Here is a 16,581-nt window from a genome sequence, read left to right as displayed (position 1 = left end):
GATCGAAAGTCCCTCTCCCGCGCAGATCGATTTTTGGTCTGGCAAACGACTGTACGTGCTGCTTCTGGCTGGATTGCTCGTCAGCGCAATGCTCTCAGATATCGCGGCAAATCGATGGAGTCAGCCTTTGAGCTGCTTTACGCTGCCCTTTGTTGCGAGCGCTGGGCTTGCGAGCGCTCTGGGGTATTGGGCTGTGCCCTGGCTGAGACGCCTGAAGGCGGGGCAGGTGATTCGCGAAGACGGACCCCAAAGTCACCTCAAGAAGGCGGGGACGCCCACCATGGGGGGAATTTTCTTCGTCCCCGCATCCCTGGTGCTGGGTGTAGCTTGGGCTTGGATGGCGGGGATTCAAGGGCTTGAAGTGACGGCAGCGGCGTTGCTGACTGCGGCGCTCGGCTTTGTGGGCTGGCTGGACGACTGGCAGGTACTGCGCAAAAAGTCGAATAAGGGACTGTCCGCAAGGGTTCGCTTGGCGATCGAGTTTGGGGCGGGCGGTTTATTTGCCCTTTGGCTGCTGCTGACAAGGCCCGATATTTCAACCTTGGTCCTTCCCTTTGGGCTGGCAGTGCCGATTGGCATTTTATTTTTGTTTTTGGCTGTCTTTGTCGTGGCGGCAGAAAGCAACGCGGTGAACTTGACCGACGGCATGGACGGGTTGGCAGCAGGTACGACGGCGATCGCCTTCTTCGGTCTGGGCCAAATCGTCGCGCCAGATTGGCCGGGGCTGACTTTATTCTGCGCCTGTATGAGCGGAAGCTGTATGGGATTTCTGGCCCACAACCATCACCCGGCAAAAGTTTTCATGGGCGATACGGGTTCTTTGGCTTTGGGTGGCGCGCTGGCAGCAGTGGGCCTGATTAGTAACTCGCTCTGGGTATTGCTGATGGTGAGCGGCTTGTTTTTGGCGGAGTCGCTGTCTGTGATCGCCCAGGTTGGTTATTACAAAGCGACGAAAGGACCGGACGGGATTGGCAAGCGACTGTTTAAGATGGCTCCCATTCATCACCATTTCGAGCAGTCGGGATGGCCGGAATCCCGCGTGGTTGCAACGTTTTATGGAATTGCAATCGCGCTGGCGCTGCTGGCCCTCAATCTCAGCCAGTTTGCTTAAAATCTTTGTGTAGAATCAATGGGATTAGCCGTTGAATCAAAGCCTAGTTCGACCATCAGATGGGGACATTACCTGCATTGTCTGCGTTCTTGTGGGTCAAAAAAGCATCAATCCATCTCTCAATACTGTTCGGTTAAGTCTATTCATCCCTGCATTCGCCCCCCAGCCCCCCTTTCTTATAGCCCTACCGGGCTTTATTCTGGGGGGTTCTAACTCAAAGTCCCCCAGAATTGGGGGATTTAGGCTTCGACGTGAGGCTTCGACGGTGAGCTCAGCCGAACGTGGGCGGGTGCAATGTCTTTGCTTCTTATCCAAACAGTATTGACCCATCTCCTCGAGCTACCCAATGTTTTGTCTGCCGTTACTGCTTGTAGTGGTCGCAAACAGCGGCCAATTCTCGGATTTTAAGTCTGGAGACAGTGCAGCTTCTGTATCATCCAGAATTGGATTGCGGGCCATGATGAGCGAAATCGCCCGACTCACGCTATCGGGGAAAATGACCACCAACGCATTCTCCGGTGCGTTATCCAATGCCCATTCGATCGCTGCGGCTTCCTCCAACTGAATCGTATGAGCGACTGGAGCGCCATTGTCCGCAGCGGACTGAATTCCTCGGACGATTAATTCCGCTGCGTTGCCGCGGGGACGACCCCGATTGTCGTCATCTTCCTTGACGATAATCTGCTCGAAGAACGAAGCCGACAGCATTCCCAACTCGATCAAATCCTCGTCGCGGCGATCGCCCGGCCCTCCCACGACCCCAATGGCAGGCCCAGACCAATTTTTTACAAAACTGCCCACGGCAGCGTAGCCAGCCGGATTGTGCGCGTAGTCCACCAAGGCGTGATAGTGGCCGAGCTTGAACAAATTCATCCGCCCCGGCGTCTGCTGGGCCGAAGCGCGGAACGTCCGCAGGGCGGCTCGGATCTGCTCGATTTTTACCCCTTGGACGAAGGCGGCCAGACTGGCCGCGAGGGCATTGGCAATCATAAAGGGAGCCAGCCCGCCCAGCGTCAGCGGAATCCGTTCCACTTTCTCGATGCGATGCACCCAATCTTGTTGCAAAATGACCAGGTAGCCCTGCTCGCAAACAGCGGCAATACCGCCTCGCCGAACGTGCGATCGCACCGAGGGATTGTCCGCGTCCATGGAAAAGTAGGCAACCTTCCCAGGGACGCGCTCGGCCATCGCCGCGACGCGCTCGTCATCGGCATTGAGGACGGCATAGCCGTCCGGGCTAACCGCCTCCGCGATAACCGCTTTGACCTTTGCCATTTGGTCGATCGTGTCGATGTCGCCCAAGCCTAAATGATCCGCTGCTACGTTTAAGACCACGCCCACATCGCAGTGCTGGAATGCCAGACCCGAACGCAAAATGCCGCCCCGCGCCGTCTCCAAAACCGCAACCTCGACCGTCGGATCTTGCAGGATGAGCTGGGCGCTTTGCGGTCCCGTGGTGTCCCCCTTTTCAATGAGGCGATCGCCAATATAAATGCCATCGGTGGTGGTGAAACCCACCGCCTCGTAAACCTGACCGAATATATGGGCGATCAGACGAGTGGTAGTCGTTTTACCGTTGGTTCCCGTCACCGCTACGATGGGAACCCGATTTGGCGTTCCGGGGGGAAACAGCATATGGAGAATGGGTGCCGCTACGTTACGCCCCATCCCTTGACTGGGAGACACGTGCATCCGCAACCCTGGTGCCGCGTTGACCTCTACGATCGTGCCATCCGCCTCCTGCAGCGGTTTCGAGATATCCGTCGTGATGACATCAATGCCCGCCACATCTAGATCGATAATGCGAGAGACCCGTTCCGCCAGCCAAACGGTATCGGGATGAATTTCGTCGGTGCGATCGATGGCGATCCCGCCCGTGCTCAGATTGGCGGTCGCCCGCAGGTAGCAGGTTTGACCTGAAGGCAAAACGGTATCGAGGGTGTAGCCTTGACGGGCCAGCATTTCATCGGTGGCATCGTCCAGTTGAATGTGGGTCAGCACGTTGTCGTGCCCCTCGCCGCGCCGGAAATCTTGGTTTTCTCGCTCTACCAAGTCGGCGATCGTCTCGACGCCATTCCCGACCACATGGGCGGGGACTCGCTCCGCGACCGCCACCACTTTATGGTTGACCACCAAAATGCGGTGATCTCGGCCCTGGTAGAAATGCTCCACGATAACGCCATTGGATACTTCGCGGGCGCGATCGTAAGCCACTTCCGCGCTCTCCCAAGACTGAATATCGATCGTAATGCCCCGACCGTGGTTGCCATCTAAGGGCTTAATCACGATCGGATAGCCGCCTAAATCCTCAATCGTGTCTTCTAACTCGCTAAACGAGTAGATCGTTCTACCTAGGGGGACCGGAACCCCGAGATGGGCCAAGATATTTTTGGTGTTTTCCTTATTGCAAGCCAGCTCCACCCCCAGAACGTTGCTGTGGGAGGTCAGCGCCGCCTGAACTCGCTTTTGATATTTGCCGTAGCCCAATTGCAACAAATCGCAGGTCTCTAGCTGCATCCACGGAATCCCGAGGTTTTCCGCCTCCCGCACCAGCGCTTCAGTGCTGGCACCCAAGGCGGCTTCGGCGCGCAACCGCTCCAAGTCGCCCAAATCTTTGGCCAGTTCGTCCTTGGGATAGGTCCCCGTCTCGACAACGCTCTGGCAAAGCCGCAGCGCCGCTCTGACGGCATAGCGCCCTGCCGCCTCGTTTTGATACTCGATGACAACCTGATAGATCCCGGGGGTAGCCGTCTCGCGAGTGCGTCCAAACCCCACTTCCATATCGGCCAAGGTTTGCAGCTCGAGCGCCACGTGCTCCAGGATATGTCCCATCATGGTCCCTTCTCGCACTCGGCTCAGGAACCCGCCCCGACAGCCAGGCGAGCAAAAATGTTCTTCGAGGCTGGGCAATACTCCAACGAGGCCCTCGTAGAAGCCGGGAAGGGTATCCGAAGGTCTATCGGCCAAGTCTTCCAAATCCAATCGCACGAGAATGAGCTTTGTTCGACGAATGCTCCAGTAGTTTGGACCGCGAAGCGTCTGGGTTTGGAGTATTTTCATGGCGTTAGAGACGATCTCTGCTAATTCCGCATAACTTTGAGGACAATCTGTGGGATGCAATATCGACCTTTCAACTCAGCTCGAAAAAGCTCAGCCTGGGGATCCATCCAAATTTGCAAATCTTGCATCGAGGCGCTGGGGGGATTCACCTTTACTTAATTTCAAATTGAATCTCCAATTCTGTATTAGCTGCTACATTCCATCAATGGCTTCAAGCTGCTCCCAGCCATCGTTAGGGTTGTCTGGCCCCTGCTCGTTCCTCAGGATACCAAAACAATTCGGCGTTGGTAGTTGTAGCGATCGCCCTGACTCAGGACGTGAACGGTAAGGTTGTGCAGGCTGAGGGGAGAGAGTTCTTTCACTATCGGGTAGTTCGTATGGGTCAAACCGCCCGGATCGATAATGGTAATAGTTCCTTTCCCGAGCACTTCAAACGTTCCATCCCCGTCAAACGCCGCACAGGTATCCTCATCGATACCAATGCCCAGCTTGTCTGGATGGGCGGCGATCGCGCTCATCAACCGGGCCATGCGATTGCGATTGTGAAAATGTTGGTCGACCAGCAGTTCTGGGAAAATGCCCAAACCCTCCGTCAAATCGACCAAAAGTTGATTGGGGGATTCGCCGCTGCTTCCGCCTGCAATCATCTTTTCACCCACGATCGCAGCGCCAGCGCTGGTTCCTGCCAATACGAGATTGCCCAGCCGTACCCTTGTTTTGACAGATTCGATAAACTCGCTACCGCCCATTAAATCGCAAAGGCGCAACTGATCGCCACCGGTCATAAAGATCCCGGTGCAGCCGCTCAAAACATTCAGCCAATTCTCCTCGTCGCACTCTTTGGGCTGGCGGATATCGAGGATTTGAACTTCCCGAGCGCCCATTTTCGTGAAGATTTGGTAGTAGCGATCGCCAACGACGCTGGGTTCTTGCGAAGCGCAGGGTATGATGCCGATTGAAGCCAGCGACCCGCCAGCACTTTGAAAGAAAGCGGTCAATATACTGGACCCGTTGACCTTATCTTCTGCTCCACCAATCACCATTACTGGATAATGGGTTGAAATTGCCATAGACTTTGAGCTAGGAGAGGTTCTCCTTCAATCATAAAATACCCCTAAGAGCTGCATAATATCACTGTGCGTCGCAAAGCCCAAGTTTAATGGGCTTCAAACGCCAGATTTTGCCTGAAGGAACTGTACCTAAAGGCGGCATTGCTTGTCGGCGGGCACTAAAGAGCTTTGAGCTGTTCTAGCAATTCCGATTGACGGGTTGTTGGACGCTCTTGGCTTCAATCCATCTACCCCAGGCGATCGCTCCCAGTTCTTTGCCTTTCTGAAGGGCCATCTCTGCCGCGACGCTGCCGAATGCGAGCGCGACGGTTGCGATAATTTCCCCGATGTCGAATACCTGTGTGGCAGTCTCGCGCAATCTGTTGAGGGCCGTTTGCTTGAAACCCGGTCCTCGTGCCTCAGCCCAGTTTTTGACTGGGGTACCTCGATCGGCTGCCCGTGCTGTGAACCTTTCCTGCGTGGGGGACTCGGTATGGTTTGCCTCGAACGTTGGAGCATCGAGTGGTTTATTCTCGGTCGGAGTAGTAGCGATGGTCGCGACTTCAGGGGGGCGATCTTTCAATTCCGTCTGGGTCTCAGAATAATTTCGATCGCGAATGAATTGCCGGGTTGGGTAGCCTTCAACGTCGGAATACGACCTTCCCCCTAACACCTGCTCTTTCAGCGGACGCTCCTGCCCGATCGCCCGATCTTGGTTTTGGTGCGGCAGCCCGTTCCGAGGGGCGATCGCCGACGCGTCAAGCGCGCTCGATCTTAGCGATGCAGGCTGAAGGTCCAGCTCACCTCGGATCTCGACCTGCTCGTCTTTGAAATCCACCTGCTCGTCTTTGAAATCCAGATGCGATTTGAGCGGGTCGAAATTGTAGCGATCGAGGTCGAACAATTCCATTTGTCCTGGCATCTGTCTCGGAGCCTGCCAAACCGAAGCTGAGAAACTGTGCAGAGCCGTTCGAATCTGTTCTACCTTTACCCCCAGAACGAAGGCAGTCAGGCTAGCCGCTAGCGCGTTGGCGATCGTCAAAGGCGCGCACCCTCCCAAAGCCATCGAGATTCTCTCTGCGCGCTCGATCGGGTGAACCCAATCTTGCTGCAAGATCGAAAGGTGTCCTTTTTCGTAGACTGCGGCAATGCCGCCTTGCAGAACGTGCGATCGCACTAAGGGATTGTCCGCATCCATAGAAAAATAGGCAACCTTCCCCATCACCTGCCCGGCCATCGCGACAACGCGCTCGTCGTCGGCATTGAGGACGGCATAGCCGTCCGCACGAACCATTTTGGCGATCGCCGCGTTCGTCCTTGCCATTGGGTTGGCGGTAGCGCGATCGTTAGCCCCCAGCCGATCCGCCGCCACATTTAAGATCGCGCCCACATTGCAGTCTTGAAACGCTAACCCCGAGTTCAAAATCTCATCCGGTGCTGTTTCTAAGACCGCAATCTCGACGGTCGGATCTTGCAAAATCATCCGGGCGCGTTGGGGATTGGCGGCATCGCTCCGTTCTAGGAGGCGAACGCTCGGTCCGCCGCGATTTTCGATATAAGTGCCATCGGCGGTGGTAAAGCCCACCGCCTCGTAAACCTGAGCAAACATGTGGGCGATCAGCGGCGTTGGAGTTGCTGTGCCATTCGTGCCAGCAATGGCCACAATCGGAATCCGCGTCGGCGTTCCGGGGGGAAACAGCATTTGGAGAATGGGCGCCGCCACGTTACGCCCCATCCCTTGACTGGGAGACACGTGCATCCGCAACCCCGGTGCCGCGTTGACCTCTACGATCGTGCCACCCCCCTCCTGTAGCGGTTTCGAGATATCCGTCGCGATCGCATCAATACCGATGACATCCAAGTCCACAATGCGGGAAATCCGTTCCGCCAGCCAAACGGTATCGGGATGAATTTCGTCGGTGCGATCGATGGCAATCCCGCCCGTACTCAGATTGGCGGTCGCCCGCAGGTAGCAGGTTTGACCTGAAGGCAAAACGGTATCGAGGGTGTAGCCTTGACGGGCCAGCATTTCATCGGTGGCATCGTCCAGTTGAATGTGGGTCAGCACGTTGTCGTGCCCTTCGCCGCGACGAGAATCTTGGTTTTCTCGTTCTACCAACGCCCAAATCGGCGATCGTCCGTTCCCGACGACGTGGGCGGGGACTCGCTCCGCGACCGCCACCACTTTATGGTTGACCACCAAGATGCGGTGATCTCGGCCCTGGTAGAAGTGCTCTACGATGACTCCCCTAGAGACATCTTTAGCGCGATCGTAGGCGACTTGCGCCTGCTTCCAAGACTGAATATCGATCGTAATACCCCGACCGTGGTTGCCATCCAAGGGCTTAATGACAATCGGATAGCCCCCCAGTCGATGAATCGCATCTTCTAACTCTCGGAAGGCGTAGATTACTTCGCCCAAAGGGACTGGCACTCCCATGTCGCGCAAGATCTTTTTAGTCCGTTCCTTATGGGAAACGAGTTCCACCCCCAGAACGTTACTGTGGGAGGTCAGCGAAGCCTGAATCCGTTTTTGAAATTTGCCGTAGCCCAACTGAAACAGGTCGCAGGTTTCTAGATGCATCCAAGGAATTCCGAGGGCTTCCGCCTCGCGCACCAATGCTTCAGTGCTCGCGCCTAGGGAGGCTTCAGACTTGAGGCGGGCCAGATCGTCTAAATCTTTTTCCAGTTCGCCTCTGGGATAGGTTCCTGTCTCGACAATACTCCGACATAAGCGGAGCGCCGCTCTTGTCGCATAGCGCCCTGCCGCCTCATTTTGATACTCAACCACCACCTGATAGACGCCAGTTGTTGCCGTTTCGCAGGCGCGACCGAACTCCACGGGCATTCCAGCCAAGGTTTGCAGTTCTAGCGCCACGCGCTCCAGGATATGTCCCATCGTGGTGCCCTCCCGGACTCGATCCAGGAACCCGCCCCGACAACCGGGCGTACAAATGTGCGCTCTGAGGCTGGGTAAAGTCTTAGCGAGGCCCTCGTAGAAGCCGGGAAGGGTATTCGAGCGTCTATCGGCCAGGTCTTCCACATCCAGACGCACGAGAACGAGCTTTGTCCGGTGAATGCTCCAGTAGTTTGGTCCGCGAAGCGTTTTGGTTTGAAGAATTTTCACGATTGTTTGCCTCTACTAGACTTGCTGCTAGCTGCACTTTGCTTTTGAGTATTGCGACTCATCAGTCCGGGTTGGATGAGGCTGTTGTGGGTCAGTTTATCCGGTTGTTGCAAGCGTTGAATATAACAGCTAATACAATCTCAATTTTTTCACCCATCGCAATGGGCTCAAAGGGAATTGAGATTCTCCCCTTTTCTGCGTGTGGCCGCGCTGAAAGAGCAGAGGAGTTGGGTTTCGAGTCGCAACTGCTCGAGTTCTGCTCAAGCTTAGCTCCACCCTCAAATCTACTCGCGTTCCCGCGCCATCATGGCATTCATGAGGCTTTGGTAATGCACCTGCTGATACATCTGCCGCAGGGCTTCGAGGAGTTTCTGCCCTTCTAAGTTGCCGCCATTTGACCCCGCAGGCTCCTCTAGAGGAAACGGTCCCAGTAGATCCAAGACATTTTCTTGAGTCGGCGGAGGCGCGATGACGACGAGAGACGAGTCGAGCTGAGCGGCATACGGCCAAAATCGCTGGGCGAGATCGGGTAGGACGGACGGGCGTTCGAGGCGATCGCCGGAGACCTCAGCAGCGGCTTCCGGGGTGCTTCTCAACTGGCGCAAGGAATCGACGATCTGGGCTTTAGTCCGGCCCCGCAGCTCGAATAAGATAAACGGATTTTGGCTGAAGTAGTCGCCCAAAAGGTAATACACTGCGCCGATGTGCTTGCAGGGATTGACCGGATCGGGACAGTCGCAGGTGCTGTGGATGTCGAATTTGCTGAAGGGGAATAGACTGAGCCCGCTGGCGGTGAAAGCCTCTTCAATGGTCTGGGGCATTTCGCCTGCCAGCAGCTTAGCGGCGAAGATGGCTCGCGTGGAGAGTTCTTCGATGACGTAGCTCCACTGCTCGTCGGTGAAAGGGTCTAGGCCCAGGGAAACCTCGTAGGGTTCTGGGGCAGTTCCTTGGACTTGGGCGAGGACTTGCGGTCCTTGGAATTTGAGCGCCAGCACTCTACCTTCGCGCACGTAGTTTCTGGCGCGCTCTAGGCGGCGTCGCCAGCCAAAGGATTCCAGGACGTCAATCCATCGCTGGGCCCACCATTCGCGTTCGGCGACGGATTGCGCGGGTTCGACGGTCATAGCACCTACCTGTCTGCGGAATGGACTTCACTCATGCTACTGCAGGGGGCTTTCTTCGATCGTCTGGCTTTTTTAGCTCCGCTCCTTTCAAGCCTCGCTCTAGCAGTGACAACGGTTTAAGGGTACATGACCAAAGTTCGATACCCCTCTAAAGATAGAAACGTTTGGGCGGCATTCTGCACCGCCACTCGATCCACTGCCTGAATGCAGCTGGCGTAGTTAAGTCCCGTCGCTAGATCTCCCGCAATGGCCTGAGCGTAGCCATAAAGGCCCGCCCGACTAGAGGGGGTTTCATTTTCAAAAATAAAAGAATTGACAGTTTGTCGCTGCACTCGGGTCAGTTCTGCGGCAGTGACGCAATCTTCGCGAATTTGCCGGATATGCTCTAAAATTGCGGCCTTTGTAACGTCGATATTTTCGACGGGCAGGTGAGCCGAAACCCAAAAGATTCCCTGGGCAACGTGGGTGAGATTGCTAACGCTAATGTGGGTGACTAACCCTCGGGTTTCTCTGAGATCTTTGACCAGCCGCGAGGTTCTACCCGCACCCAAGATTCGCGCTAGCACATCGAGGGCGTAAGTTTGCCAGCGATCTTCAAGACCGGGGACGCGCCAAAGAAGCATGAGCCTTGCTTCTGTCAGTCGGTCGTCCCGGACCTCTTGGTGCTGCGTTTCGGTCAAAATAGGTTCTGGTAAGAGCGGGGCTGGCACTGGCTTTACGGCAGGGGTGCGATGGGAGCTAAGCTGCTGCTCCAGCGTTTCCACCATGACTTCAACGGGTAAGTTGCCGACGACGACGGCGGTTAAGTTGGACGGCGCGTACCACTGGCGGTGAAATTGCCGCATTTGTTCGGCGGTGAGGGTCGCGATGACTTCTGCCGGACCTAAAACGGGACGGCGGTAGGGAAGGCGGTCAAAGGTCAACGCCATCGCCCGCGCAAATACACAGCGGCGAATATTGTCCTGGGAGCGTCGGATTTCTTCAAGCACGACTTGACGCTCGCGCTCGAATTCAAGCTCGGGGATGGCGGCGTTGAGGACTAAGTCCATCTGAAGGGGGGCGATCGCCTTAAAGTCCTGAGGGGCGGTATTGATGTAGAAGCAAGTATAGTCTTGGCTGGTCATGGCATTGGTCGCGCCCCCGCACGCCTCAACCTGACGCTCGAACGCACCGGGAGCCAGTGCTTGGGTACCTTTGAATACCATGTGTTCGAGAAAGTGAGCCATGCCGTTGATGTCGTCGGTTTCGACCGCAGAGCCGATGGGAATCCAAAGGCTAAAGTTAACGGCCTCGATGGGCATCTGTTCGGCAATGACGGTCAAACCTGAGGCAGTTTGGTGGCAGGTTGGATTTTGCAGCGCGGGCGGGGCGGAAGCAGGCATTACAGTTATGGCAAAAGGACATACCGTCTCTTCTTAGTTTTGACGATTTAGGCAAAATACGCCAATTGACTTGGAGGACGTTACTTTGCCTTGGCCTCTAACTCCGCTAGACGACTTTTGAGTTCCTGATTCGATTTCTTCAGCTCCTCCAGCTCGCCTTGAATGGATTTAAGGTTTTGGTCGGACCCAAGCGCACCTTGCACTTTTTTGATGGCTTCCTCTGCCATCCGCTTCACCCGTCCATCAGGCGTACGAGAAGCCAATCGCCGCAAAATCCCGATCGCCTTAGGCGTTTCCATTTGCCCTAGGGCAATGACAACTGAAACTTGGGTTAGAAAGAAAGACTCGTCCGCCAACCCAGACAGGCGCTCTAAGATTCGATCCACTTGGGCGGCAGCTTGACCGGAGGCGATCGCCCCCAGACTCCGAATCGCGGCCAACCTCAACGGCTGGGGCGTCCCCACCCCGGTGTAGTCCAGCAAAATCCCGAGGGCCGTCGCAGAAGACTTCAGCTGACTGAGGCCGGAAATCGCGCCCCCGCGCACCGTCTCGTTCCAGCCCCCGCGCTCCTTCAGCACGCCTTTAAACAGCTTGATGGCTTTCTCTTCCTTCGGTTTGTCTTGCAAGGGCGAGGCGGCGATCGCCCCTAGGGCAGACAACGCTGCCGCTTCCACGTAGTAGCTGGGGTCGCCTTTTTCCGTCATCGGTTTCAGGGCTTTGTAACTGTCGCTGGTCTTGAACGCGGCGATCGCCTCAACCACGGCACGCCGCACCCTTGCTTCCGGGTCTTTCAACCCCGTCTGGAGCGCATGAAAGACCTGATCCAGCTCGATCGTAGAGAGCTGTTTGGCCGCTTCCGCCCGCACTCCCCAAAACGGGTCGGAATCGAGGGCTTTGGAGAGGGCTTTGACGGCTTCGAGGGTGGACTTTTTGGCGATCGCCTCCGCCGCATAGATCCGCGAGACGGGGTCGGGATCGTGGTGAAGCTGAGCCTTTAGCTCGGGCAAGGGATACTCTAGCGTGACTTGTTTGAGGGTGTGATTCCCCGCGTCGAAGCTGAGAAATGCAGGTTTTTCGGGAAGGGGAAAGTAGAAGGATTGTTCTTTCTCGCGAACCCGTACCGTTAGGGTTTGCAGGACTGAAGCTTTCTTCTGCTTCAGGACGCTAAAGGCGATCGGAATTTTGAGGTCGAAGCGAGTGGGTTCGGGATCTTTATCGTCTATTTGGGTTTGGGTGACGGTTACTTTGGCCAGTTTTGCATCGCTATCCCAACTGTAGGTCACCTTATATTCTGGAAACCCGCCGCGATAGACGTACTGGTCGAACAAAAAGGCCAAGTTGCGCCCCGTCGCTTTTTCGATCGCCCTGAGCAGATCGATCGTCTCCACGGTTTGGTGGGCGTTGTCCCGTACGAAGGTTTGGATTGCTTTCCAGAACAGGTCTTCGCCCAGCTCGGCGCGGAGCATGTGATAGATGCAGGAGCCTTTTTCGTAAATGTGGCGATCGTAGAGTTCGATCGCCTCGCGATACACGTGCGTCACCATGGGGCGGCGGTAGCGGCTGCTGTCTTCGCCAAAGTAGCGGCGGGCTTCCTCAAGGCGATAGTAGGCCGCATCGTCGGCACTGTACTCGTGCTCCGTCCACATCACTTCGGAGTAGGAAGCCATCCCTTCTTTAATCCAGGCGTGGGACCAGTGTTTGATCACCAGTAGGTCGCCAAACCATTGGTGGGCCAGCTCGTGGGCGACGAGGGTTTCCGTGGAGCGGTTGTCGAGGGCGGCGCGTTCGTCCAGGAGGCAGCGATCGGTCAGGAGGGTGGTGGAGGTGTTCTCCATGCCGCCAAAGATAAAGTCATCGACGCAGACTTGGGCGTATTTGGGATAGGGATAGGGGTAGCCGTATTTCTGGCTGAAGAATCCGATCATGCGCGGGGTTTTGCCCATGCTGATCTGGGCGTCGGCTTCGCGGCCTTTTTCGACGTAGTACAGGACTGGAATCGCAGAACCGTTGGGGTGTTTCCACTCATCGGCGAGTTCGGCAAAGTCTCCCACCGCAAGGGTCATGAGGTAGGTGGGATGTACCTGATTCTGTCGCCAGTGGTAAATGGCGTCGTCGCCGTCCGTGGATTTATCGACCAGAGCGCCGTTAGAAACGGCAATGTAGGGCTGCGGGACGCGCACGCGCACTTCTGAGGTCGCGAGTTGACCGGGATAGTCGAAACAGGGAAACCAGTAGCGGGAGTCTTCGTCTTCCCCTTGGGTCCAGGCTTGGACGGGCTTTTTAGGATAATGTTCGTCCGGCTGTACGAAGTAGAGTCCCCGTTGGGGGCGATCGGCGGTGTAGGCGATGCTGAGGTTGAGGGTTTTGCCGATGACGGTGGGTTGTTTGAGGGTAACGATCAACTGCTGGCCGTCGCAGTCAAATCCCTGTTTGGCGCGCCCGATCCGCACGTCTTGAATGTCTAGATCTACGGCATCTAGGGTCAGTTGCTCGATGCCGCTGCGGATGGGATTGAGGCGAATGTTGCAGGTGCCCGTACAGCGCTGGTTGGTAAAATCTAAGGCAAGGTCTAGGAAGATATGCTCGACCTGTCCGGGGCGATCGGGGATGTAGTGGGGGCGCGCGCCGGGGAGGTCGAACCGCTTGCGATCCGAGGTTTCGGTGTCGAAGAACAGGTGGGAGTGGTGAGACATAGCTGCATTGCGCTTTAGCTGAGTTCTCTCCAGATTAATGGATCTCGGCGTGGGTGGCTTGGATGGGCGATCGCTTTGGATAAAGCTGCAATATCCTAACGGTTAGGTTACATTGAGGGTGTGCAGGAATGATTATGCCGCAGGTTCTTCGACACAATGGCTTTCGGGTGGTCATTTATCCCAACGACCACCTCCCTTGCCACGTCCATATATTTAAGGGAAGTGGTGAAGTGCGAATCAATTTGGGAGGTAAAGACACTTCTCCCACTCTAATGACAATTACTGGACAAATTAGTGACAAGGACGTGGTCAAATCGCTTTGCCTCGTTAAAGAACATCAGGCTGATTTACTAGCCCAATGGAGAAAAATTCATGAGTAGCAGTAATTTTGAAATTGATGCGGTTTTGCAATCGCAAATCGATCGGGCTCGTCAAGCGGGTGAAGCGCTAGCAGAAACTGAACCTCGTGCTGTAAAGGCTTGGTATGAAATAGATTCAGAAAGAATTTTTATTGAACTCCAGAGTGGTGTGGTAATGGGTTTTCCTTATAAGCTGCTGCAAGGCTTAGAGGTGGCGATCGCCGAACAGCTTGCCGAAGTTGAAGTCACACCGTCTGGTTATGGCTTGCACTGGAGAAGCCTGGACGTGGATTTAGGGGTGCCGCAACTGGTTGCAGGAATCTTTGGCACAAAAAACTGGATGTCTGAGTTAGGACGGCTGGGTGGGCAAGCGAAATCAGCCGCGAAGGCGAAAGCTTCTAAAGAGAATGGCAAGCGTGGGGGCCGACCTCGTAAGACGACCCTAATTTAATCGCAGCCAGTCCACCAAATCATTAGGCCCAGAAAAATCCAGCAGTGCCTCACCTAAAGCTTCGAGCTGGGGCAGAGAAAGCGCTCGAACTTGAGCTTCAATCTCAGGTGCAACCTGCCCTAATCGACGGGTTAGCTGTCGCATGATTAGCCTTGCTTCGCCTACCTGTTCGCCCTCAGCTCTACCCTTTTGTTCGGTTTGTTGTTCCCATTCCAAATAAGCTTGCGATAAAGCCATCATCAACTCCTCTTCAGCTTCAACTCGATCCGTAAGCTCAATACTGATTTTCCAATTTGCTAGTAACCTCAGTATAGTTGACCGCCTAGGATCCCTCGTATCAAACGCGATGACTTCTGTGACGGCCTGTTTTTGAGTCTGCCCTCTACCCAACAATCTTAGCCAAATTGTCTCTTCAGTCAGCGGGAGCTGATTGATGGCAATAATCGCTACCTTGAGACCAATTGCTAGAAAATAGACCCCAGCACCCCACTCATCATTGTGCGTAGCTCCAAATCGACTCAGCAAAGCATCCGATGCAGAAGAAGCCAAAATCCATAATTGGGGCAAAGCCTCTTCCGCAATGCTTTCTTGTTCCCGCCTTGCTTTTCGTTGATAGTCCCCATGCACTTGATAGAGCTTCAGCAGACAACTGCGAACTTCAGCAGGTGTGGGCTGATTTCTGAACGGCTCTAAGAGGCAGGGCGTCTGCGCAATTTTTCCCGACAGCCCTAGCTCGCGGGCAGCAAGCGTAGGAGATGGACTTGGCTCAAAATAAACATCTACAAATTGGGCTTCGCCAGATACCTCACAGCTTGTTTCGACTGAGCCAAACGGAGACAGCACCTCTTCGAGAAGTAGCTTGGAGAACTGGTCGAACAGATTTTTAGCCACATTCCCATACCGAACGTTCAACATACTGTCATAGTTTAATCGTCGTTATTTAAAGAATGAGATTCTCTGCTCGGATGGACCTTAGGGGCGATCGCACGTATCACAGGACCAAGTCCAATGGATGAATATTCCCTCAGTCCCGATTGCCTCGTCAGCGAGATCGGCGAACAGCAGCTTTTACAGCGCCTTTATCGGTTTTGTCCCGCCCACTTGGTGGGGGATGATGCTGCCGTTTTGCCAACGCGGGGCGATCGCCACTTGGTCGTCACCTCGGACATGCTGGTGGACGGCACCCACTTCAGCCTGGGATTAGCCAACCCAGCAATTCGCACGACCTCTCCGGCAGATGCGGGCTGGCGTGCGGCGGCAGCAAATCTCTCCGACCTAGCAGCCATGGGAGCAGATCCGCTGGGCATCACCGTGAGCCTGGGACTGCCCTCAGAAACACCTGTCCGCTGGCTCGACGAGCTTTACGAAGGTATGACCGAATGCCTGAATTGCTATCACACCCCCATTCTGGGCGGCGACCTCTGTCGATCGCCGATCTTGACCCTATCCATTACCGCCTTAGGGGAAGTCCTGCCCGATCGTCAAATCCTGCGCTCCGCCGCCCGACCGGGAGATGCCATTGTCGCAACGGGATTGCACGGGGCTTCGCGGGCAGGGCTGGAATTGCTGCTCCATCCCGAATGGGGCCAAGACTGGAGCGAGGAAACGCGCCAAAATTTCAAACGCGCCCATCAACGCCCTACCCCGCGCTTGGACGTGCCGCCGCTCCTGCGCCAAATCGACCCGACTGTCCGCGTCGCTGGAATGGACAGCAGCGATGGTTTAGCTGACGCGGTGCTTCAGATCTGTCGCGCCAGCGGCGTGGGGGCTTGTCTGTGGCAAGAATGCCTGCCCGTTCCCGATGCGTTCGGGACCGTTCTCTCTGCCCAAGACCGTCTCGATTGGGTGCTGTACGGGGGAGAAGATTTCGAACTGGTCCTGTGCTTGCCAGAGGCGATCGCCCGACAACTCGTCCGCCAACTGGGAGGAAAGGCTGCCCTCATTGGAGAGATCGCGACCGACCCACAAGTCGTCCTCAAGGATGCCAGCGGTTCTCAACCGGATCTGAAGCTCAGCCTAGATCGAGGGTTTCAGCACTTTGGCGATCGCCCTGCTGGTTAGCATTTTCGCCGCTTCACCTTCATTCGCTGCTGCCCGCTGCCTTAACGCAGGGGGCGGGAAATTTGGGATTGCCGATCGACTGGGCGCTCGAGCGGGGCACTCTACTTTTGCTCGGCTTAATTTAAGTTAACAATCCCCATGCAGCTTGCGTTCCCTTTCTTTTT

11 protein-coding genes are annotated in these 16,581 nt (G+C 55.6%); 4 read left to right on the top strand and 7 right to left on the bottom strand.

The genetic code is table 11. The features are described from left to right. Nucleotide 1 precedes the first annotated feature (1 nt). Nucleotides 2-1,111 carry a phospho-N-acetylmuramoyl-pentapeptide-transferase gene (mraY, locus tag R6H26_RS17875; RefSeq protein ID WP_404791366.1) on the top strand — a complete coding sequence of 370 codons (1,110 nt, stop codon included), beginning with the start codon at nucleotides 2-4 and terminating at the stop codon, nucleotides 1,109-1,111. A gap of 339 nt (nucleotides 1,112-1,450) precedes the next feature. Here the strand turns inward: mraY and cphA (R6H26_RS17870) are convergent, their stop codons facing one another. The 6 genes from cphA (R6H26_RS17870) to R6H26_RS17845 all read right to left on the bottom strand — a co-directional run bounded on the left by cphA (R6H26_RS17870) (nucleotide 1,451) and on the right by R6H26_RS17845 (nucleotide 13,546). After that, nucleotides 1,451-4,171 carry a cyanophycin synthetase gene (gene cphA / locus R6H26_RS17870; RefSeq protein WP_404784268.1) on the bottom strand — a complete coding sequence of 907 codons (2,721 nt, stop codon included), beginning with the start codon at nucleotides 4,169-4,171 and terminating at the stop codon, nucleotides 1,451-1,453. A 260-nt stretch (nucleotides 4,172-4,431) separates the two neighbouring features. After that, nucleotides 4,432-5,241, bottom strand: coding sequence for a cyanophycinase (locus R6H26_RS17865; protein WP_404784267.1), 810 nt, complete (start codon nucleotides 5,239-5,241; stop codon nucleotides 4,432-4,434). Between the two features lie 178 nt (nucleotides 5,242-5,419). Beyond that, nucleotides 5,420-8,347 (bottom strand): cyanophycin synthetase, encoded by a 2,928-nt coding sequence (gene cphA / locus R6H26_RS17860; protein ID WP_404784266.1) that lies wholly within the window; start codon nucleotides 8,345-8,347, stop codon nucleotides 5,420-5,422. A gap of 284 nt (nucleotides 8,348-8,631) precedes the next feature. Continuing rightward, nucleotides 8,632-9,471, bottom strand: coding sequence for a hypothetical protein (locus tag R6H26_RS17855; RefSeq protein ID WP_404784264.1), 840 nt, complete (start codon nucleotides 9,469-9,471; stop codon nucleotides 8,632-8,634). Between the two features lie 116 nt (nucleotides 9,472-9,587). Then, a complete protein-coding gene (locus R6H26_RS17850; RefSeq protein WP_404784263.1) occupies nucleotides 9,588-10,853 on the bottom strand; it encodes a M16 family metallopeptidase in 1,266 nt (421 codons plus the stop codon). Nucleotides 10,854-10,933: 80 nt separating this feature from the next. Next, on the bottom strand, nucleotides 10,934-13,546 hold the full coding sequence (locus R6H26_RS17845) for a DUF3458 domain-containing protein (RefSeq protein WP_404784262.1): 2,613 nt from the start codon (nucleotides 13,544-13,546) through the stop codon (nucleotides 10,934-10,936). Nucleotides 13,547-13,674: 128 nt separating this feature from the next. On the opposite strand from R6H26_RS17845, the gene R6H26_RS17840 reads away from it, so the two are divergent. Next, nucleotides 13,675-13,926, top strand: coding sequence for a DUF4160 domain-containing protein (locus tag R6H26_RS17840; RefSeq protein ID WP_404784261.1), 252 nt, complete (start codon nucleotides 13,675-13,677; stop codon nucleotides 13,924-13,926). Further along, nucleotides 13,919-14,356, top strand: a complete 438-nt coding sequence (locus R6H26_RS17835; protein ID WP_404784259.1) for a DUF2442 domain-containing protein — start codon at nucleotides 13,919-13,921, stop codon at nucleotides 14,354-14,356. Before R6H26_RS17840 ends, R6H26_RS17835 begins: the two co-directional genes overlap by 8 nt. Here the strand turns inward: R6H26_RS17835 and R6H26_RS17830 are convergent. Further along, nucleotides 14,348-15,271 carry a DUF4351 domain-containing protein gene (locus R6H26_RS17830; RefSeq protein WP_404784258.1) on the bottom strand — a complete coding sequence of 308 codons (924 nt, stop codon included), beginning with the start codon at nucleotides 15,269-15,271 and terminating at the stop codon, nucleotides 14,348-14,350. The two genes, R6H26_RS17835 and R6H26_RS17830, sit on opposite strands and share 9 nt — an antisense overlap. A 93-nt stretch (nucleotides 15,272-15,364) precedes the next feature. Here R6H26_RS17830 and thiL point away from each other — a divergent pair, with 93 nt between their 5' ends. Continuing rightward, nucleotides 15,365-16,417 (top strand): thiamine-phosphate kinase, encoded by a 1,053-nt coding sequence (thiL, locus tag R6H26_RS17825; RefSeq protein WP_404784256.1) that lies wholly within the window; start codon nucleotides 15,365-15,367, stop codon nucleotides 16,415-16,417. Nucleotides 16,418-16,581 lie beyond the last annotated feature (164 nt).

Source organism: Altericista sp. CCNU0014, from assembly GCF_044923475.1.
GTDB lineage: Bacteria > Cyanobacteriota > Cyanobacteriia > Thermosynechococcales > Thermosynechococcaceae > JAAURS01.
Note: the sequence above shows the minus strand (reverse complement) of the source record. Positions and strands in the feature narration are given on the sequence as shown.